20 protein-coding genes and 1 pseudogene are annotated in these 20,156 nt (G+C 60.8%); 13 read left to right on the top strand and 8 right to left on the bottom strand.

Going from position 1 to position 20,156, the window contains the following annotated elements:
* Positions 1-16: 16 nt before the first annotated feature.
* Together phaC and ASG55_RS13365 are read left to right on the top strand one after the other, a co-directional pair.
* Positions 17-1,699 carry a class II poly(R)-hydroxyalkanoic acid synthase gene (gene phaC / locus ASG55_RS13370; protein ID WP_056787316.1) on the top strand — a complete coding sequence of 561 codons (1,683 nt, stop codon included), beginning with the start codon at positions 17-19 and terminating at the stop codon, positions 1,697-1,699.
* A 30-nt stretch (positions 1,700-1,729) separates the two neighbouring features.
* Positions 1,730-2,350 carry a TetR/AcrR family transcriptional regulator gene (locus ASG55_RS13365; RefSeq protein ID WP_024011259.1) on the top strand — a complete coding sequence of 207 codons (621 nt, stop codon included), beginning with the start codon at positions 1,730-1,732 and terminating at the stop codon, positions 2,348-2,350.
* Positions 2,351-2,604: 254 nt separating this feature from the next.
* Here ASG55_RS13365 and ASG55_RS13360 read toward each other — a convergent pair whose 3' ends face one another.
* The 3 genes from ASG55_RS13360 to ASG55_RS13350 all read right to left on the bottom strand — a co-directional run bounded on the left by ASG55_RS13360 (position 2,605) and on the right by ASG55_RS13350 (position 4,426).
* Positions 2,605-3,486 carry a phasin family protein gene (locus tag ASG55_RS13360; RefSeq protein ID WP_056787313.1) on the bottom strand — a complete coding sequence of 294 codons (882 nt, stop codon included), beginning with the start codon at positions 3,484-3,486 and terminating at the stop codon, positions 2,605-2,607.
* Positions 3,487-3,496: 10 nt separating this feature from the next.
* Complete coding sequence (locus ASG55_RS13355) at positions 3,497-3,919, bottom strand: phasin family protein (protein WP_056787311.1); 423 nt, start codon at positions 3,917-3,919, stop codon at positions 3,497-3,499.
* Positions 3,920-4,150: 231 nt separating this feature from the next.
* Entirely contained in the window at positions 4,151-4,426 is a 276-nt protein-coding gene (locus ASG55_RS13350; protein WP_056787308.1) for a polyhydroxyalkanoic acid system family protein, read from the bottom strand.
* A gap of 154 nt (positions 4,427-4,580) precedes the next feature.
* On the opposite strand from ASG55_RS13350, the gene ubiE reads away from it, so the two are divergent.
* From ubiE to ASG55_RS27645, 11 genes and pseudogenes are all read left to right on the top strand, one after another.
* On the top strand, positions 4,581-5,351 hold the full coding sequence (gene ubiE / locus ASG55_RS13345; RefSeq protein ID WP_016772069.1) for a bifunctional demethylmenaquinone methyltransferase/2-methoxy-6-polyprenyl-1,4-benzoquinol methylase UbiE: 771 nt from the start codon (positions 4,581-4,583) through the stop codon (positions 5,349-5,351).
* Positions 5,351-5,974 carry a ubiquinone biosynthesis accessory factor UbiJ gene (locus tag ASG55_RS13340; RefSeq protein WP_056787305.1) on the top strand — a complete coding sequence of 208 codons (624 nt, stop codon included), beginning with the start codon at positions 5,351-5,353 and terminating at the stop codon, positions 5,972-5,974. Before ubiE ends, ASG55_RS13340 begins: the two co-directional genes overlap by 1 nt.
* A complete protein-coding gene (ubiB, locus tag ASG55_RS13335) occupies positions 5,971-7,575 on the top strand; it encodes a ubiquinone biosynthesis regulatory protein kinase UbiB (RefSeq protein WP_056787303.1) in 1,605 nt (534 codons plus the stop codon). Before ASG55_RS13340 ends, ubiB begins: the two co-directional genes overlap by 4 nt.
* Before the next feature lie 120 nt (positions 7,576-7,695).
* Positions 7,696-8,097: a phosphoribosyl-AMP cyclohydrolase gene (gene hisI / locus ASG55_RS13330; RefSeq protein WP_007899278.1), complete on the top strand. Its 402-nt coding sequence runs from the start codon at positions 7,696-7,698 to the stop codon at positions 8,095-8,097.
* On the top strand, positions 8,090-8,422 hold the full coding sequence (locus ASG55_RS13325) for a phosphoribosyl-ATP diphosphatase (protein WP_003220849.1): 333 nt from the start codon (positions 8,090-8,092) through the stop codon (positions 8,420-8,422). Before hisI ends, ASG55_RS13325 begins: the two co-directional genes overlap by 8 nt.
* A 25-nt stretch (positions 8,423-8,447) precedes the next feature.
* The gene (locus tag ASG55_RS13320; protein WP_016772073.1) at positions 8,448-8,729 is read left to right on the top strand and encodes a twin-arginine translocase TatA/TatE family subunit; all 282 of its coding nucleotides are present in this window, start codon (positions 8,448-8,450) and stop codon (positions 8,727-8,729) included.
* A 10-nt stretch (positions 8,730-8,739) separates the two neighbouring features.
* On the top strand, positions 8,740-9,183 hold the full coding sequence (tatB, locus tag ASG55_RS26365; RefSeq protein ID WP_081932413.1) for a Sec-independent protein translocase protein TatB: 444 nt from the start codon (positions 8,740-8,742) through the stop codon (positions 9,181-9,183).
* Entirely contained in the window at positions 9,180-9,971 is a 792-nt protein-coding gene (gene tatC, locus ASG55_RS13310) for a twin-arginine translocase subunit TatC (RefSeq protein WP_016772075.1), read from the top strand. Before tatB ends, tatC begins: the two co-directional genes overlap by 4 nt.
* On the top strand, positions 9,968-10,675 hold the full coding sequence (locus ASG55_RS13305) for a 16S rRNA (uracil(1498)-N(3))-methyltransferase (protein WP_056787298.1): 708 nt from the start codon (positions 9,968-9,970) through the stop codon (positions 10,673-10,675). The genes tatC and ASG55_RS13305 overlap by 4 nt, the downstream gene beginning before the upstream one ends.
* Positions 10,676-10,881: 206 nt before the next feature.
* A pseudogene (locus tag ASG55_RS27650) lies at positions 10,882-11,943 on the top strand (methyl-accepting chemotaxis protein); the annotation flags it as partial.
* Complete coding sequence (locus tag ASG55_RS27645; RefSeq protein ID WP_370695128.1) at positions 11,926-12,798, top strand: methyl-accepting chemotaxis protein; 873 nt, start codon at positions 11,926-11,928, stop codon at positions 12,796-12,798. The pseudogene ASG55_RS27650 and the gene ASG55_RS27645, both read left to right, overlap by 18 nt.
* A gap of 253 nt (positions 12,799-13,051) precedes the next feature.
* On the opposite strand, the gene mdoH is transcribed toward ASG55_RS27645, so the two are convergent.
* From mdoH to hutG, 5 genes are all read right to left on the bottom strand, one after another.
* Positions 13,052-15,622 (bottom strand): glucans biosynthesis glucosyltransferase MdoH, encoded by a 2,571-nt coding sequence (gene mdoH / locus ASG55_RS13295; RefSeq protein WP_056787293.1) that lies wholly within the window; start codon positions 15,620-15,622, stop codon positions 13,052-13,054.
* On the bottom strand, positions 15,615-17,396 hold the full coding sequence (locus ASG55_RS13290) for a glucan biosynthesis protein G (RefSeq protein ID WP_162098724.1): 1,782 nt from the start codon (positions 17,394-17,396) through the stop codon (positions 15,615-15,617). Before ASG55_RS13290 ends, mdoH begins: the two co-directional genes overlap by 8 nt.
* Positions 17,397-17,701: 305 nt before the next feature.
* Positions 17,702-18,139 carry a D-aminoacyl-tRNA deacylase gene (gene dtd / locus ASG55_RS13285; protein WP_056787289.1) on the bottom strand — a complete coding sequence of 146 codons (438 nt, stop codon included), beginning with the start codon at positions 18,137-18,139 and terminating at the stop codon, positions 17,702-17,704.
* Entirely contained in the window at positions 18,136-19,107 is a 972-nt protein-coding gene (gene pip, locus ASG55_RS13280; RefSeq protein WP_056787286.1) for a prolyl aminopeptidase, read from the bottom strand. Before pip ends, dtd begins: the two co-directional genes overlap by 4 nt.
* 245 nt (positions 19,108-19,352) lie before the next feature.
* Positions 19,353-20,156, bottom strand: coding sequence for an N-formylglutamate deformylase (hutG, locus tag ASG55_RS13275; protein ID WP_056787284.1), 804 nt, complete (start codon positions 20,154-20,156; stop codon positions 19,353-19,355).

Below are 20,156 nucleotides of genomic sequence, written 5' to 3'. Positions count from 1 at the left end.
GAAGGAGTGTTGAGTCATGCGCGAAAAACCAGCGACGGGCGTGGTGCCCAGCCCCGCCGTGTTTATCAACGCCCAAAGTGCGATCGCCGGTCTGCGTGGCAGGGATCTGCTGTCGACACTGCGCAGCGTCGCCGCCCACGGCTTGCGCAATCCGTTGCACAGCGCAAAGCATGCGCTGAAGCTTGGCGGACAGCTGGGCCGCGTGCTGCTCGGCGAAACCCTGCACCCGACCAATCCGCAAGACAGCCGCTTCGCCGATCCGGCGTGGAGCCTAAACCCGTTCTACCGACGCAGCCTGCAGGCTTATCTGGCCTGGCAGAAACAGGTCAAGAGCTGGATCGATGAAGGCGACATGAGCCCTGAAGATCGTGCCCGTGCGCACTTCGCTTTCACTCTGCTCAATGACGCCGTGGCGCCCTCCAACACCCTGCTCAATCCGCTGGCGGTCAAGGAGCTGTTCAATTCCGGCGGGCAGAGTCTGGTGCGTGGCCTGAGCCATCTGTTCGATGATCTGTTGCACAACGACGGCCTGCCACGGCAAGTGACCAAGCAGGCGTTCGAGGTCGGCAAAACCGTAGCGACCACCACTGGGGCTGTGGTGTTTCGCAATGAAATGTTCGAGTTGATCCAGTACAAATCGATGAGCGAAAAGCAGTACGCCAAGCCCTTGCTGGTGGTGCCGCCGCAAATCAACAAGTACTACATCTTCGATCTGAGCCCGCAGAACAGTTTCGTCCAGTACGCCCTGAAAAACAGCCTGCAGACCTTCATGATCAGCTGGCGCAACCCTGATGTGCGCCATCGCGAGTGGGGCCTGTCGAGTTACGTCGAAGCGGTCGAAGAAGCGATGAACATCTGCCGGGCGATTACCGGCGCCCGCGAAGTGAACCTGATGGGCGCCTGCGCCGGCGGCCTGACCATTGCCGCCCTGCAAGGGCATTTGCAGGCCAAACGGCAACTGCGCCGGGTCGCCAGCGCGACCTATCTGGTCAGTCTGCTCGACAGCCAGATCGAGACCCCGGCCACGCTGTTCGCCGACGAGCAAACACTGGAAGCGGCCAAACGTCGCTCGTACCAGCGAGGCGTGCTCGACGGTCGCGACATGGCCAAGGTCTTCGCCTGGATGCGCCCCAACGATTTGATCTGGAGCTATTTCGTCAACAACTACCTGCTGGGCAAGGAGCCGCCAGCCTTCGACATCCTCTACTGGAACAACGACAACACCCGCCTGCCGGCGGCGCTGCACGGCGATCTGCTGGACTTCTTCAAGCACAACCCGCTGATCCACGCTGGCGGTCTCGAGGTGTGCGGTACGCCGATCGATCTGCAGAAGGTCAATGTCGACAGCTTCAGCGTCGCCGGCATGAACGACCACATCACGCCGTGGGACGCGGTGTATCGCTCGACCCTGCTGCTCGGTGGCGAACGACGTTTCGTGCTGTCCAACAGCGGCCACGTGCAGAGCATCCTCAACCCGCCGAGCAACCCGAAAGCTGCCTACGTCGAAAACGCCAAGCTGAGCAGCGACCCGCGTGCCTGGTACTACGATGCCAAACACGTCGACGGCAGCTGGTGGCCGCAGTGGCTGGAGTGGGTCGCGCAGCGCTCCGGCGCCCTTAACGAGACCCGCACAACACTGGGTAACCCGAACTATCCACCGATGGAAGCGGCACCCGGCACCTATGTGCATGTGCGCTGACGCTCAACCGAAATTTTCTAAGAAGACTGGATGAAAACCCGCGACCGGATTCTCGAATGTGCGCTGCAACTGTTCAACGAAAAGGGCGAGCCGAACGTGTCCACCATGGAGGTGGCCAACGAAATGGGGATCAGCCCCGGCAATCTCTACTACCACTTCCACGGCAAGGAACCGCTGATTCTCGGTCTGTTCGAACGCTTCCAGCACGAGCTCGCGCCCCTGCTCGACCCGCCGCCGGACGTTGAACTGGCGCCGGAGGATTACTGGCTGTTTCTGCATTTGATCGTCGAGCGCCTGGCGCAATACCGGTTCCTGTTCCAGGACCTGTCGAACCTCGCCGGGCGCTTGCCGAAACTGGCCAAGGGGATTCGCAATCTGCTCAATGCGCTGAAGCGGACGCTGGCGTCGTTGCTGGCGCGATTGAAGGCTTCGGGGCAACTGGTCAGCGATACCCAGGCATTGGGGCAACTGGTGGAGCAGGTGACCATGACGTTGCTGTTCTCGCTGGATTACCAGCGGATTCTTGATCGTGAGGGAGAGGTTCGGTTGGTGGTTTATCAGATCATGATGCTGGTGGCGCCGCATTTGCTGCCGCCAGTGAAGGTGGCGACAGAGCGGATGGCCTTGCAATACCTTGAGGATCACGACTGACCCGAAAAGCCCCTCACCCTAACCCTCTCCCGGAGGGAGAGGGGACTGATTGGGGGATGTTCGCGAGCTACGCCGACCTGAGCGAGCTTCTTTGAATCGATAATCGACTCGATTTGTTCAGGTCGACGTATGACGCAGGACACCTCGGTCGGCTCCCTCTCCTTGGGGAGAGGGCTGGGGTGAGGGGCCGCTTGGAATGCACAAACAAAAACGCCCGACCTTCACAGGCCGGGCGTTTTTGATTTGCCCTGAAATCAGGACTGACTGGATGGCGTCGACGGTGTCGATGCCGCAGTCGGAGTAGCTGCTGCCGTGGGTGCCGCAGCGGAGTTTGCCGCGTTGGCCAGAGCTGTTGGCGCAGTCGATGGCGCCGCAGCCGGTTTCGGCGCAGCGGCTTTCGGCGCGGCCGGTTTTTTCACTGCAGGCTTTTTCGCCGCAGCCGGTTTGGCCGCAGGCTTCGCAGCGGGTTTGGCGGCAGCAGTTTTCGCTGCTGGCTTGGCCGCTGGTTTCGCTGCAGCTTTAGCCGCAGGTTTTGCTGCTGCTTTGGCGGCAACCGGTTTGGCGGCAGCCTTGGCCGCGGGCTTGGCGGCCGCAGTTTTGGTCGCAGCTTTCGCAGCCGGTTTTGCTGCCGCTTTGGTCAGTGGCTTGGCTGCGGTTTTCGCCGCAGGTTTGGCAGCTGCAGTTTTACTGGCAGGTTTCGCCGCAGCGGTTTTTGCCGCCACAGGCTGCGCTTTCAGACCGGTGAGTTTTTCGATCTGCTTTGTCAGCGTATCGACCTTGGCGTTGAGCGCCTTGACCTCATTGCGGCTCGGCACACCCAGGCGCGAAATCGCGCTGTTCAGGCGCTTGTCGAAAGCCCCTTCCAGCTCGTCCCACTTGCCCAGTGCGCGGTCTTTCACGCCGCTGATACGCGACTTGGCCGAGGAAGTCGAATCCTCGACTTTCTTGCCGACGGCAGTCTTGGTGAGTTTCTCGGCTTTCTCGCCGTCTTTGACCAATGCATCGAAGAGTTTGCTGCCGTCAGTGTCGATCTTCGAGTACACGCCTAAACCAGCCAGCCAGATTTTGCGGGAGTAGGACTCGACCTTCCCGACCCACGAGCTGCTTTCTTTATCGGTGTTCTTTTTGCCAGCCATCCCGTTCTCCTTAAGATTTTCGCGCGACGCGTTCGAGCAATGCCGTCAGCTCATCGAGCTTAGCAGAGAGTGCCTCAACGTCATGTTTAGACGGAATGCCGATCCGATTCAAGGCGCTGGCCACACGGTTGTCGAAGGCCTTCTCGACCTTGTCGAGCTGAACTTCAACGCGACCCTTGAACGAGCTGACATGAGTGGCCGCGTCATCGATCTCGGCGTTGGCCGCATGGAGTTTTTCGCTGACGGCTTTTTTGCCTTTCTTTTCAACAGTTTGACCGGCGGCTACGAGTTCTTGAAAGTACTCGCTGCCCTCTTGGCCGACCTTGGTGTAGGCGCCCAGGCCTGCCAGCCAGATCTTGCGGGCATAGGATTTGACGTCGCTCAGAGTGGAAGTCGGAGCGTCGATTTTTTTCTTCAAAATGACTTTGGCCATGGTGCACCTCACGCGCAGAAGGTTTGAGGAACTGCCGGACGAGTGTCGGGCTCAGGCACAAAATAGGGAGAAAAATTAGAAAGGGCACCCTAACCAGCGGGAGCATCACAAAACAAATGTGGGAGCGAGCCTGCTCGCGAATGCGTCATATCAGCCAACATTTCAGTCAACTGATACACCGCTTTCGCGAGCAGGCTCGCTCCCACAGGGGACTGGATTTCAACCTGGAAATCAGGCCAGGGCTTTGTCGAGGGCTTTCTCGATCTCGGCTTTGATCATGCCGCTCATGGCCGACATCATCAGGCCCAGTTCGACGTCGACCCTGATCGAATCGTCCGCCACATGCACTTCGCCTTTCACGCCGGAGCGCTTGAGGTTCAGGGTGTCGCCCGACCACTGCGGCTCCAGGCCGTATTGTTCGTTGAGCTTTTTGGCCAGTTTGTCGGCCTTTTCGCGGGCGGCTTCCTTGCCCAGGGTGTGGGCGCGCTCAACACTGATTTTGGCCATGGAATGACTCCTGATAATTGAATGGCTGACGTTGAATCTTGACCGCATCTGCGGCAAATCGTCCCGAAGGTTGCCCATCTTACCTTTAGCCATTCCAAGACAAAGCATGGCTTGGGGATTAGAATGTCGCGCATTCTCTTTTGGTGACAGCGATATGACTGATCAGCGCAAAGGCAGCGATGCCGAACCCACCACTCACTTCGGCTTCAAAAACGTTCCGGAAAGCCAGAAAGCGGAAAAAGTCGCTGAGGTTTTCCATTCCGTAGCCGCTAAATACGACCTCATGAACGACCTTCTGTCGGGCGGCATGCACCGTCTGTGGAAGCGTTTCGCGATCGAGCTTTCCGGCGTGCGCAGCGGCAACCGCGTACTCGACATCGCTGGTGGCACCGGCGACCTGACCCGCAAGTTCTCGAACCTCGTCGGCCCGACCGGCCAGGTCGTGCTGGCCGACATCAACGAGTCGATGCTCAAGGTCGGCCGTGATCGTCTGCTCGATCTGGGCGTTGCCGGCAACGTCGAATTCGTCCAGGCCGACGCGGAAAAACTGCCATTCCCGGACAACCATTTCGACTGCGTGACCATCGCCTTCGGCCTGCGCAACGTGACGCACAAAGAGGACGCGTTGCGTTCGATGCTGCGCGTGCTCAAGCCTGGCGGCCGCCTGCTGGTGCTGGAATTCTCCAAGCCGACCAACGCGCTGATGTCGAAAGCCTACGACGCCTACTCGTTCGCCTTCATGCCGCTGATGGGCAAGCTGATCACCAATGACTCGGAAAGCTATCGCTACCTGGCCGAATCGATCCGCATGCACCCGAATCAGGAAACCCTGAAGTCGATGATGGTCGAGGCCGGTTTCGACCGCGTGACCTATCACAACATGACCGCAGGCATCGTCGCCCTGCACCGCGGCATCAAACCCTGATGTTGCTCACCGGGCTGCTCGCCAGCGTCGAACTCGGCCTCAACCGGGTGCTGCGTCTTGACAGCACGGCGCTGCCGCGCCTGGCGCATCTGACCGGCAAGGTGATTGCCGTCGACTGCCGCAGCCCGGCGCTGCAACTGTTCATACTGCCCAGTGACGAAGGCCTGATGCTCGCCTCGCAGTGGGCAGCGGATGTCGATTGCACGTTGCGTGCACCGGCCTCAAGCCTGCTGAAACTGGCCCTTAGCAAGGACAAGACCGCCGTGCTGCACGCGCCGGAAGTCGAGCTCGATGGCGACAGCGGTGTGTTGCTGGAGCTGGCCGGCGTGCTGCAAAACCTCGAGCTGGACTGGGAGTACGAACTCTCGCGCTGGCTCGGTCCGGTCGCAACGCAATTGCTCGGTGGCCATCTGCGCAGCCGCGCACGCTGGTATCAACAAGGATTTGCCAGCCTCAACCAGAATCTTGCCGAATACCTCGCCGAAGAATCGCGCACCCTTGTCGGGCAGCGTGAAGCCGAAGCGCGGTTCAGCGAACTGGACCGGATCAAACTTGATCTGGAACGACTCGAGGCGCGTTTCGAGCGCCTTTCCCGATCCCTCGACCCAAGCGATAACGCATGAAGCTGCTTGCCGTCCGCCGTCTGTTGCGCATCCAGCGCGTCGTGATCCGCTACCGCCTCGATGACCTGCTGTTCGATCTGCCGCTGCCCTGGTTCCTTCTGGCCGTGCGCTTTTTGCTGCCGTGGCGCTGGCTGCCGCGCAAGCCGCTGGAACTCAACCGTGGTGCGCGCTTGCGTCTGGCGTTGCAGGATCTGGGGCCGATCTTCATCAAGTTCGGGCAGATTCTTTCGACCCGCCGCGACCTGTTGCCCGAAGACATCGCCGATGAGCTGATGCTGCTGCAGGACCGCGTGCCGCCGTTCGACTCGCAGCTGTCAATCAAGCTGATCGAAGAACAGCTGGGCAAGAAAATCAGCGAAGTGTTCAGCCGTTTCGACGTCGCCCCGCTGGCCTCGGCCTCGGTGGCGCAGGTGCATGCGGCGCAGCTCAAAAGCGGCGAAGAAGTCGTGGTCAAGGTCATTCGCCCAGGCCTGAAACCGATCATCGCGCAGGATCTGGCGTGGCTGTTCATCCTCGCCCGCGCCGCCGAGAAGTTCTCCGCTGACGCGCGCCTGCTGCACCCGGTCGATGTGGTGCAGGACTACGAAAAAACCATTTACGACGAACTCGATCTGTTGCGCGAGGCGGCCAACGCCAGCCAGTTGCGCCGCAACTTCGAGGGCTCGCAGCTTCTTTATGTACCGCAAGTCTATTGGGACTGGTGCCGACCGAAAGTGCTGGTCATGGAGCGCATTTACGGCATTCAGGTCACCGATCTGGCGACCCTCGCTGACCAGCGCACCGACATGAAAATGCTCGCCGAGCGTGGCGTGGAGATTTTCTTCACTCAAGTGTTCCGCGACAGCTTCTTCCACGCCGACATGCACCCGGGCAACATTTTCGTCAGCACCGTCAATCCGTGGAGCCCGCAATACATCGCGATCGACTGCGGCATCGTCGGCAGCCTGACCCCGGAAGACCAGGATTACCTGGCGCGCAACCTGTTCGCGTTCTTCAAGCGTGACTACCGCCGTGTCGCGCAGTTGCACATCGATTCGGGCTGGGTGCCGGCGGAAACCAAACTCAACGAATTCGAAGCGGCGATCCGTACGGTGTGCGAACCGATCTTCGAAAAACCGTTAAAAGATATTTCATTTGGCCAGGTGCTGATGCGCCTGTTTCAGACCGCACGCCGCTTCAACATGGAAGTGCAGCCGCAGTTGGTACTGTTGCAGAAGACTTTGCTGAACATCGAAGGCCTCGGTCGTCAGTTGTATCCGGATCTGGATCTGTGGAACACCGCGCAGCCGTTTCTCGAGCGCTGGATGCGCGAACGCGTCAGCCCGAAAGCCTTGCTGGGCAACGTGCAGAGCCAGCTGGAGCAGATTCCGCACCTGTCGAACATGGCCCGCGATCTGCTCGAACGCATGTCGCAACCCCACGCCAAAGACCCTCCGCCGCCGTGGCACAAACGCAAGGACGACTGGTTCCTGCGCCTGCTCGGCTGCGCGCATCTGGCCGGCGGCGCGATCCTCGCAGCGGGTGGTCCGTTGACCGAGTGGGCGCACTGGCCCGCCGGAATCATGATCGCGGTCGGTTTGTATCTGGTCGTTCGCCGATAGCACGATTGAGCTGCAAGTTATAAGCTGCCAGCTTCAAGCTTGACGCTACAGGCACGCCGCAACGTGCGTTTACTTGCAGCTCGAAGCTCATGGCTTGCTGCTGCTTTTCGAGATTTGACGATGAAAAACTGGCTGGACGAGATCAAGTGGGATGCTGACGGCCTGGTGCCGGCGATTGCCCAGGATCACAAGACCGGGCGCGTATTGATGATGGCCTGGATGAACCGCGAAGCGCTGGAACTGACCGCTGCGGAGAATCGTGCAATCTACTGGTCACGTTCCCGTGGCAAGCTGTGGCGCAAGGGCGAAGAGTCCGGCCATGTGCAGACCCTGCATGAAATGCGTCTGGACTGTGACGCCGACGTGATCATCCTGATGGTTGAACAGATCGGCGACATCGCCTGCCACACCGGCCGTCAAAGCTGCTTTTACCGGGTCTTCGAAAACGGCGACTGGAAAACGGTCGATCCGGTACTGAAAGACCCGCACGCTATCTATTCCGCAGGACACACACATGAGTGACACCCTGACCCGCCTCGCTCAGGTACTTGAAGAGCGCAAAGGCGCAGCCGCCGACAGTTCGTATGTCGCCAGCCTGTATCACAAGGGGCTGAACAAGATTCTGGAGAAAGTCGGCGAAGAGTCGGTCGAAACCATTATTGCCGCCAAGGATGCCGCGATCAGCGGCGATTGCAGTGATGTGATCTACGAGACCGCCGACCTGTGGTTCCACAGCATGGTCATGCTCGCCCAACTGGGGCAGCATCCGCAGGCCGTGCTGGATGAACTGGACCGTCGCTTCGGCTTGTCCGGACACGTCGAGAAAGCCTCGCGTCCGTCCGCCTGAACAACTTTTAGAGAGGAATCGCCACATGGGCATTTTTGACTGGAAACACTGGGTCGTCATTCTGATTGTCGTGGTGCTGGTGTTCGGTACCAAAAAACTGAAAAACCTCGGCACCGACGTTGGCGAATCGATCAAGGGCTTTCGCAAAGCCATGAACGACGACGAAAAACCGGCCGAACCGAGCGTGACCCCGCCAGCCCAGCCAGTGCCACCGGTGCAGCCGCAAACCACCGCTCAGGCCAACCCGCCGCACACCATCGACGTGCAGGCGCAGAAAGTCGAAGAGCCGATCCGCAAAGACGTGTGAGCACTGACTAATGTTTGGTATCAGCTTCTCTGAACTGCTGCTCGTCGGCCTCGTCGCCCTGCTGGTGCTCGGCCCCGAGCGTCTGCCGGGCGCGGCGCGCACCGCCGGTCTGTGGGTCGGCCGCCTGAAGCGCAGCTTCAACGCGATCAAACAGGAAGTTGAACGTGAAATCGGTGCCGACGAGATCCGTCGGCAACTGCACAACGAACATATTCTGTCGCTGGAGCAAGAGGCGCGGAAGATTTTCAATCCGAACCAGCAGGAGCCGACGCCGGTCGAGCCTGTGGGCGAGCAGACGATTCACAGCGCTGCCGCTCCGACTCCTGCACCTGTTGTAACACCGCCAGGACCGGCGCCGGTTACCACAGACACATCGGTTGAACCCGTAGCGCCCTCCGCCGCGCCGACTACACCAGCGCCTCAAGACCCTACACTGCCGCCGCGAGCCCCATGAGCGATCTTCCGGAAAACGACCAGCACATGCCGCTGGTATCGCACCTCACCGAGTTGCGCACCCGCCTGCTGCGTTGCGTGGCGGCGATCTTCATTATCTTTGCCGGGCTGTTCGCGTTCACCCAGCAGATCTACACCTTCGTCTCGACGCCGTTGCGCCAGTACCTGCCGGTCGGCGCGACGATGATCGCCACCGACGTGTCGTCGCCGTTCCTGACGCCGTTGAAGCTGACCATGATGGTTTCGCTGTTTCTTGCGATTCCGGTGATCCTGCATCAGATCTGGGGCTTTATCGCGCCGGGCCTGTACAAGCATGAAAAACGCGTCGCGGTACCGCTGCTGATCTCCAGCATCCTGCTGTTCTACATCGGCATGGCGTTCGCCTATTACTTCGTCTTTCCATTGATCTTCAAATTCTTCGCCGCTGCCACCCCGGCCGGCGTGGAGATGATGACCGACATCGCCAGTTACCTCGATTTCGTCATGACGCTGTTCTTCGCTTTCGGCGTGGCGTTCGAGATTCCGGTGGCCGTGGTCCTGCTGGTGTGGATCGGCGTGGTCGACGTCAAATACCTGAAGAAGATCCGCCCGTACGTGATCATCGGCTGCTTCGTGGTCGGCATGATCCTGACCCCGCCGGACATCTTCTCGCAGACCCTGCTGGCTGTGCCGATGTGGATGCTGTTCGAGATCGGCATCCTCTTCGGCGCGCTGGTCAGCAAGCGCGAACGCCCGGACGAAACGCCGGCCGACGACCACAACGACCAGCCGCCAGCGACCCAGGCATGAACCTGCTGCTGCTCGAAGAGGCCGACTTCATTGCGGCCGACCGCGTGGTCCTGCGCGACCGGCGCCTGACCCACATGCAGGAAGTTCATCGCTCGGAAGTCGGCGACAGCCTGCGCGTCGGGCGCATCAACGGACTGATGGGTTCGGCTGAGCTGCTGCGTCTGGAAGCGGGCGAAGCAGAGTTGCGTGTCAGCCTTGATCAGCCACCGCCGGCCAAGCTGCCGCTGACCCTGGTGCTGGCCCTGCCCCGGCCGAAAATGCTCCGCCGCGTGTTCCAGACCGTCGCGACCATGGGGGTGGCCAAGGTGATTCTGGTCAACAGCTATCGCGTCGAAAAAAGCTTCTGGCAGACGCCATTTCTCGAGCCGGAAGCGATTCGTGAGCAGTTGATCCTCGGGCTCGAACAGGCTCGCGACACGGTGTTGCCGGAGATCGTCATCGAAAAGCGCTTCAAGCCTTTCGTTGAGGATCGGCTGCCGGCGATCAGCGCGGGCACCCTCGGCCTGGTCGGGCACCCCGGCCACTTCCCGCCCTGCCCGCGCGCCCTGAACGAACCGGTGACCCTGGCCATTGGCCCCGAGGGTGGCTGGATTCCCTACGAAATCGATCTGCTGGCCAAATCCGGCCTGCAACCGGTGCAATTGGGCGAGCGCATCCTGCGCGTCGAAACCGCCGTCACCGCCCTGCTCGCACGCCTGTTCTGACGCGACACCGATCCTGTGTAGGAGCTGCCGAAGGCTGCGATCTTTTGATCTTGTTTTTAAAAGCAAGATCAAAGGATCGCAGCCTCGTTGCACTCGTCAGCTTCTACAAGCCCCTACAGTCGCAGACAAGTGGCGTTACAGATTGCCACCACCCAGCCGATACAACCCCTATAAGTCCAATTAAGTGGTCCGAAGGGAGTGGTCGCATGTACCGTTGGTTAGCCGAGAGTCTTGGAAACGTCAGCGTCAAACGCAAGCTGGGCATCGGGTTCGGCCTGGTGCTGTTGCTGACGCTGTTGATCACTTTCACCGGCTGGACCGGCATGAGCGGCATCATTAGCCGTGGCGACAAGCTCGGCTTCATTTCCAGCCTCAATGAGCTGACCAAAGACCTGCGCCTGGCGCGCATGGACTACGACATGCGTCGTGGTGAACAGGGTCCGGGCGCGGTCAATGAATTGCTCAGCAAACTCGAAAGCGGTTTGCAATCGGCACGCGGCATGATCGAGCAGCCGTCGGATGTGGCAATGGTCGATCAACAGCTTGCTGCGGTCGCCGAATACAAACGCGCTTTCGGCGAAATGACCCAGGCCACCGTGCACCGTGAAGATGCGCGCAGCAAGCTTGGCGCCAACGCTGACAATGCTGTGGCCAAGGTCGGCGAAGTCGAAAGTGCGCTGCTGCAAGGCGACAGCGTTGCGCAGTACAACGCTGTCATCGAGCTGAGCAAACTGTTGCAGCAGGCGCGCTATCAGGTGCGCGGTTACACCTACAGCGGCAAGGCCGATGCCGAGCAACCGGCGCTGACCGCCATCGACAACGCCTTGAAGAACCTCGAAAGCCTGCCGACCCGCGTGCCAGAGCAGCACATCGCCAACCTGCAGCAGGCCACCGATTCGCTCAAGGCTTACCGCGCCGCTGTCGCTCAGTTCCGTGATTCGCAGGTCAAGAACGCCGCCGCACTGGCCAACATGTCGGCTCAAGGCGACATCCTGATCGCGGCGAGCAAAAAGCTCACCGAATCGCAAACCGTGGTGCGCGACACCGATGCCGCCCACGCCAAGAACATGCTGCTGATCGCCACTGCGCTGGCGCTGGCCTTCGGTCTGATTGCCGCTTGGGCGATCACCCGACAAATCATCATTCCGCTGACCCAGACCCTGAAAGTCGCCGAGCGCGTGGCCGCCGGTGACTTGACCCACAACCTGGTTTCCCTGCGTCGCGACGAACTCGGCCAGTTACAGCGCTCGATGCAAAGCATGACCCAGGGCCTGCGCGAGTTGATCGGTGGCATCAGCGACGGCGTCACGCAGATCGCCAGCGCCGCTGAAGAACTTTCGGCGGTGACCGAGCAGACCAGCGCCGGGGTCAACAATCAGAAGGTGGAGACCGATCAGGTCGCCACCGCCATGAACGAAATGGCCGCCACCGTGCAGGAAGTCGCACGCAACGCTGAAGAAGCTTCCGAGGCCGCTGTCGCCGCTGATCAACAGGCCCGCGAAGGTGACAAGGTCGTCGGCGAAGCCATCGCGCAGATCGAGCGTCTGGCAATCGAGGTGGGTCACTCCACTGAAGCCATGGGCGAGCTCAAGCGTGAAAGCGACAAGATCGGCAGCGTCCTCGACGTGATCAAGTCTGTCGCCCAACAAACCAACCTGTTGGCCCTCAACGCTGCCATCGAAGCGGCCCGTGCCGGGGAAGCCGGACGTGGTTTCGCCGTGGTTGCCGACGAAGTGCGCAGCCTCGCCCAGCGCACCCAGAAGTCCACCGAAGAGATCGAAGAGCTGATCGTCGGCCTGCAAAACGGCACTCAGCAAGTGGCGACGATCATGGACAACAGCCGCAGCCTCACCGACAGCAGCGTCGAACTGACCCGGCGTGCCGGTGGCTCACTGGAGAGCATCACCCGCACCGTCTCGGCGATCCAGGCGATGAACCAGCAGATCGCCGCCGCTGCCGAGCAGCAGAGCGCCGTGGCCGAAGAGATCAACCGCAGCGTGCTGAACGTGCGCGATGTGTCGGATCAAACCTCGGCGGCGAGTGAAGAGACCGCTGCGTCCAGCGTTGAACTGGCGCGGTTGGGCACGCATCTGCAGATGCTGGTAGGCCGTTTCAAAGTCTGAGTTGATGCACGACTGCGGTTCGCCTGTAACCGAGGTGATGCCATTCGCGAGCAGGCTCGCTGCCACCTTGGAATGCGTTTCCCTGTGGGAGCGAGCTTGCTCGCGAAGGCAGCGGCGCTGTTTGCGCGTCGTAGGTAACGGGCGCGCCAATTTGGCGACGGATGCTTTGCACTGGTTTTAGGTTTGATCGGTGTTTGTTCGCAGCTCAACAGCGGACATAAAAAAACCCCGCTGAATCAGCGGGGTTCTCTTATCAGGCCGGCTGAGCCTGCAGGCTCACCGGTCGCAGCGGCAGCAACGGCGCATGCGGATCGGCTTTCACCGAAGCGCGCCAAGCATCGAGCCACTCGGCAAGCCCTTCGGCCCAGACCTGCTCGTGCAAACGTGCCAGTGCAACAGGGTCGCTGAGCAGTTGCAGACGATCATGGTTGTTCAGCCCGGCCGGGCCGACCTTGATCGCGTGGCGCACACGTTCCTGACGCAGCCACTCGATCGGCTCGGCCTGGCCGTGACGCGAGGTCGCCAGCGAGCACGCCAAGGCGTTCTGCTGTGGATCGACCACGGCGCGGACGAAGCCGTCGTTGAGGGCGTGATAGCGGTTCTCGTGGGTGTACTGATCGGTTGCCAGCAAGGCCTGTGGCGGATTGTATTCCTCAGGGATGAGGAACAGGCTCTCGTCACGGGTCTTCAGACCAAGGCCGACACGGCTGGAGATCACCGAGACCGGGATCGACAGCATCAGCGAACCGACGATCGGCACCAGCCACCAGAGGAAGCTCGGGTTCAACCAGATCACCAGCAGCGCCCACAAGAAGCCCAGCAACGTCTGCGGACCGTGGCGCTTGACCGCTTCGCTCCACGGCGTCGAGTCGTCGTCACGCTGCGGCGAGTTCCAGGTCGCGGCCCAGCCGAGGAACGCGGCGAGGACGAAGCGGGTGTGGAAAATCATCCGCACCGGCGCCAGCAGCATGGAGAACAGCATCTCCAGGAGCATCGACAGGGTCACCTTGAACTTGCCGCCGAACTCTTTCGCACCCTTGGCCCAGATCAGGATGATGCTCAACAGCTTCGGCAGGAACAGCAGCACGATGGTCGTCGAGAACAGCGCGATGGCCTTGTCCGGGTGCCATTGCGGCCACAGCGGATAGAGCTGACGCGGTTCGAGGAAGTACTGCGGCTCCATCAGCGTGTTCACCGCCAGCAGCGCGGTCGACAACACCAGGAAGAAGAACCACAACGGCGCCGACAGGTAGGACATCACGCCGGTGAGGAACACCGCGCGGTGCACCGGGTGCATGCCCTTGACCAGGAACAGGCGGAAGTTCATCAGGTTGCCGTGGCACCAGCGACGGTCACGCTTGAGCTCGTCGAGCAGGTTCGGCGGCAACTCTTCGTAACTGCCCGGCAGGTCGTAGGCAATCCACACGCCCCAACCGGCACGGCGCATCAGCGCAGCTTCGACGAAGTCGTGGGAAAGGATTGCACCGGAGAACGCGCCTTTGCCCGGCAACGGCGCCAGAGCGCAGTGGTCGATGAACGGCTTCATGCGGATGATCGCGTTGTGACCCCAGTAGTGGGATTCACCCAACTGCCAGAAGTGCAGACCGGCGGTAAACAGCGGGCCGTACACACGGGTGGCGAACTGCTGCATGCGCGCATACAGGGTGTCCATGCCCGACGCACGCGGCGCGGTCTGGATGATCCCGGCGTCCGGCGTGGCTTCCATCAAGCGCACCAGACTGGTCAGGCACTCACCGCTCATCACCGAGTCGGCGTCGAGCACGACCATGTACTTGTAGTCACCGCCCCAACGACGGCAGAAGTCGTCGAGGTTGCCGCTCTTGCGCTTCACACGACGGCGACGACGGCGATAGAAGATCTTGCCGAAGCCCTTGGCTTCGCGGCAGACGTCCAGCCAGGCCTGCTGCTCGGCGACGCAGATATCGGTGTCGTTACTGTCGCTGAGAACGAAAAAGTCGAAGCGATCCAGATCACCGGTGGCCGCTACCGATTCGAACGTCGCACGCAGACCGGCGAATACACGCGGCACGTCTTCGTTGCAGATCGGCATTACCAGCGCAGTACGCGCGTCTTTGGGAATCGGCTCGTTACCGGCGCTTTTCCCGGAAATACGGTATTTATCGTGGCCGGTGAGCAACTCGAGGAAGCCCATCAGTGCGGTCCAGAAACCGGCCGATACCCAGCAGAACAGAATCCCGAACAGAATCAGGATGCTGGTTTGCAGCGCATACGGCAGCACTTGCGTGGCGGTTTGCAGCAGCGGCTGATGCAGGACTTCTTCCAGATCGACGAACGACCAGCCCTGGTACGGCATGATGCCTTTCATGTACCAACCGGCAACGATGGTCTGGCCGAGCATCAGCAGCAACAGGATGTAGCGACGGATCGAGCCGACGGTGCGCCAGCGCGCGGCCGGCAGGACGTTGGCGTCCTTCGGCGGCTGCGGCGGGTTGGTGCGCCCGGTCAGACGGCGCCAGCCACGCACCAGAATATTGGTGCGCCATGGCTCCGGCACGACCTTGGTGCGGCGGATCGGCGGGGTCGCCTTGAGGCTGACCCGACCACTGGCATCGAGCACCAGCATCTCCGCTTCAGCCAGTTCTTCGGCAGTGCTCAGGGTCAGACGCTTGCCCACCGAAGCCTGGGCGGCTTCGGCAGGGGCGTCGAATGTCGAGGACGACAGGCGTTCATGCAGCTCGCTGAACGACTGGCAACCCGCGAGTTCCGCGCGTTGCTCGTCGGTCATCGGCAGATGCGCCAAATACTCGGACAGAGTCTCTGGCTGTACTGGTGAATTACTCATCGGCAGGCAACTGATAGCTCCAGGTCTCGGTCAGGACTTCTTCAGTCGGCGCCGATTCCGGTGTGGCAGGGGCCGCGTCGGCAGCGACTGGCTGCTTGGCGTCTTTGTTGGCCTTGTCCTTGGCGTCGGCTGCAGGCTTGGCTTCAGCCTGTTTGGCTTCGGCGGCCTTGGCTTCCTTGTCGAGTTTTTCCTGTTGCTTGGCGGCAACCTTGTCAGCCTTGGCGACCGACGAGTTGGAGGCCGGGACCGATTTGCCCAGATCTGCGGTGACTACCGGCTGAACCAGGGCGGCACGCATTTCGGTCGCTTTGCTCGGATCCTTGATCTTCATCCGCAGGGTCAAACGCCAGCCCTTGGTTTCCGGGTTGTAGCGCACGCTGTTCTCGACCAGTTCGGCGTTGTCACCGACGCTGACCTGACTGCGCACGTCGGCATCCGGCGTCAGTGCCGCCAGCGATGGACCTTCGAAATCGACCAGATAGGCAACGCTGCCATCGGGCTGACGGATCAGGTTCGATTGCTTGACGTCACCGGTCGAACGCAGGGTCTGTGCCACCCAGGCGCTGTCCGGCGCGTGGAGTGCTGCTTCGTCCATGGTCCAGTGCATGCGGTAGGCGAAGTCCAGCGGCTGGCCTGGCTCCGGCATTTTTTCCGGGCTCCAGAACGCAACGATGTTGTCGTTGGTTTCGTCAGCGGTCGGAATCTCTACCAGATCGACAGTGCCCTTGCCCCACTCGCCCTTCGGCTCGATCCAGGCACTTGGGCGCTTGTCGTAGCGGTCGTCGAGGTCTTCGTAGTGGCTGAAATCGCGGCCACGCTGCAGCAGACCGAAACCACGCGGGTTCTCGACGCTGAAGTTGCTCACGGCCAGGTGTTTCGGGTTGTTCAATGGACGCCAGATCCACTCACCGTTGCCGGCATGGATCGACAGACCGCTGGAGTCGTGCAGTTCACGACGGTAGTTGAGGACTTTCGACGGCTGGTTGGCGCCGAACAGGAACATGCTGGTCAGCGGCGCGATACCCAGTTTGCCGACCTTGTCACGCAGGAACATCTGCGCCTTGACGTCGACGATGGTGTCGCTGCCCGGACGCAGGATCAGACGGTAGGCACCAGTGGCACGCGGCGAATCGAGCAGAGCGAAGATCACCAGGTGCTTGTCGCCCGGCTTGGGCTGCTGAATCCAGAACTCGCGGAAACGAGGGAATTCTTCACCCGACGGCAGCGCGGTATCGATCGCCAGACCACGGGCCGACAGACCGTAGGTGTGGCCCTTGCCGACGACGCGGAAGTAGCTCGCGCCGAGCATGGTCATGATCTCGTCTTGCTTGTCGGCCTTGTTGATCGGGTACAGCACACGGAAACCGGCATAACCCAGTTGCTCGGTGGCTTTCGGATCGAATTTCAGATCGCCGAAATCGAAGCGGCTCGGATCGTATTTGATCTCCGAGACGGTATTGGTGGTGATTTCGTTGATTTTCACCGGTGTATCGAAGTGCATACCCTGGTGATAGAAGGAGAGCTTGAACGGCGTCTTCTGATCGGCCCACTCAGCCTTTTCGGTGAGGAAGCGGATCTTCTGGTAGTCCGCGAACTTCATTTCGCGGAATTCGTTCGGCAGGTTGCTGCGCGGGGCTTCGAACTTCTGCCCGGCCAGCTCTTTGGCCTTGGCCGATACGTCGTCAAGATTGAACGCCCAAAGCTGACCGGCGCTGAGCAGGCACAGGAGCGCCGAACCCGCTACCAGAGCACTTCGCATGCGTTTGGCAGACATTTTTGCTGCATTACAGGGACTAACAATCACGAGCAACCCTCGCCGAAAACAGATCAATAAACCAACGGCCAGCTATCTTTATGCCAGGTTGGCGAGCATTGTTCCGACTCCGCCGGGGCAAAATGATTCCCCAATCGGATCCAGACAAGTCTCTACCTAAGTCAAAACGGATCAACGAATGTCGATCCCCGCAGCGCGCGATTATCTAGTAGCCCGGATGACAACGCATCAGGGGTAACAAAGTATTTATCGCGAAAACAGCCTAAAAACAGTCGAAATTTCCGAAAAAGGTGTTTCAGGCACTGTCAGGTCTGTAACAAAAAGGTAACCGGGCCATCGTTGACCAGGTGCACCTGCATATCGGCGCCGAATCTACCTGATGCCACAGTGCCATGCACCTGTTTCGCCTGGCTCAATAAATAGTCGAACAATTCCTCACCCAGTGCCGGCGGTGCGGCCGTGGAAAAGCTCGGGCGCAGGCCGCTTTTGGTATCGGCAGCGAGGGTGAACTGAGAGACCAGCAGCAACCCGCCACCCACATCCGCCAGGGACAGATTCATCTTGCCCTCGGCGTCACTGAATACTCGATAGTTAAGCAGCTTATGCAGAAGTTTGTCGGCGCTGGTACGCGTATCGTCGGGTTCTACCGCGACCAGCACGAGCAAACCCTGATCGATTGCGCCGACTACCTCGCCGGCGACCTCTACCCGCGCGCCGCTTACGCGTTGTAACAGCGCCTTCATGCTTCTTCGAGTGGCAAGTCGAGCAGGCGCTGGGCCATTTTGCTCGCCGCGCGCACCAGCGCATCGGTGATGCCTGGCTCGGACGCGGCGTGGCCGGCGTCGCGGATCACCTGCAATTCGCTGTTCGGCCAGGCCTGGTGCAATTCCCAGGCATTGTCGAGCGGGCAGATCACGTCGTAGCGACCGTGAATGATCACGCCGGGCAGATGAGCGATCTTGCCCATGTCGCGAATCAGCTGGTTAGGTTCAAGGAAGGCATTGTTGGTGAAGTAGTGGCATTCGATCCGCGCAATCGACAGCGCGCGCTGCGGCTCGGAGAAACGATCGACCACCAGCGGGTTCGGGCGCAGGGTCGCGGTGCGCCCTTCCCAGGTCGACCACGCCTTCGCTGCATGCATCTGGGCGATCTGATCGTTGCCGGTCAGGCGTTTGTGGAAAGCACTGAGCAGGTCGTCGCGCTCGTCCAGCGGGATCGGCGCGATGTAGTCCTGCCAGTAATCCGGGAATAGACGGCTGGCGCCGGCCTGATAGAACCATTCGATTTCCTGCGGACGGCAGAGGAAAATCCCGCGCAGAATCAGACCGTGCACGCGCTCCGGGTGGGTTTGCGCGTAGGCCAACGCCAGGGTCGAACCCCAGGAGCCGCCGAACAGCACCCATTTTTCAATGCCCAGGTGTTTGCGGATGCGCTCAAGGTCTTCGACCAGATCCCAGGTGGTGTTGTTTTCCAGGCTGGCGTGCGGGGTGGAGCGACCGCAGCCGCGCTGGTCGAAGGTGACGATGCGATACAGATTCGGATCGAAATAGCGTCGGCTCTGGGCGTCGCAGCCGGCGCCGGGGCCACCGTGGATGAATACAACCGGCAATCCTTCCGGCGAGCCGCTTTCATCGACGTACAGCGTATGGGTGTCATCGACAGCCAGATCGTGCCGGGCGTGGGGTTTGATCTGCGGAAACAAAGTCTGCATTGCGCGCTCCGTAAGGGGTCGAGGTCATCCCTGGGGGGACTCGTATTATTCTGCCGTTGGGCATCATAAACCCGATTTGCGTCAATGAGCATGCTCCGGGGCCTGATCGTTCCCACGCTCTGCGTGGGAACGCCTCTTGGGACGCTCCGCGTCCAGTGACGCGGAGCGTCACGGGCTGCATTCCCACGCAGAGCGTGGGAACGATCAAACGGACGCCTTCGCGAGCAGGCTCGCTCCCACAGGGGTTAGGCGCTGTAGTGAGATTTTGCCCAGGCCAGATAGCCCTGCAGCAATTCCCTGAGCACCACCCGCGTCGGCTCGGCCAGGTCAGCGCGGTAGCGGAACGGTTCGAACTCTTCCATGTAGGTGGACTGGCACAGTTCCAGCTGCACGGCGTGGATGTTCTGCGCCGGATCGCCGTACTGGCGGGTGATGTGCCCGCCCTTGAAGCGACCGTTGAGCACATGGGTGAACTGCGCGTGCTGCGCACAGATCGCTTCCAGTTGACTCGCCAGTTGCGGATCACAACTGGCGCCATTGAACGTGCCGAGGTTGAAGTCTGGCAGTTTGCCGTCGAACAGGTGCGGGATGAGCGAGCGGATCGAGTGCGCATCGAACAACAGCGCGTAACCGAATTCGGCTTTCAGTCGCGCCAGTTCCTCCTGCAAGGTGCGGTGATACGGCGTCCAGATCTGCTCCAGGTATGTTGCGCGCTCCTCTTTCGACGGCTCCTGCCCCTCCTCAAACAACGGAATGCCGTCGAACAACGTCGCCGGATACAACCCGGTGGTCGCCCCGGCATACAACGGCTTGTCGTCGGACGGCCGGTTGAGGTCGATGACGAAACGCGAATACTCGGCAGCCAGGGTGCTGGCGCCCAGTTCCTCGGCAAAATCGTAGAGCTGCGGGATATGCCAGTCGGTGTCCGGCAAACTCTTCGCGGCGGGGATCAACCCGGCTTCGACCGCCGGGGTCAGACGCACGCCGGCGTGGGGCATGCTGATCAGCAGCGGCACGCGGCCTTGTTTGAAACTCAGAACCTTGTCCAC

Source organism: Pseudomonas sp. Leaf434 (assembly GCF_001425545.1).
Classification (GTDB): domain Bacteria; phylum Pseudomonadota; class Gammaproteobacteria; order Pseudomonadales; family Pseudomonadaceae; genus Aquipseudomonas; species Aquipseudomonas siliginis.
Note: the sequence above shows the minus strand (reverse complement) of the source record. Positions and strands in the feature narration are given on the sequence as shown.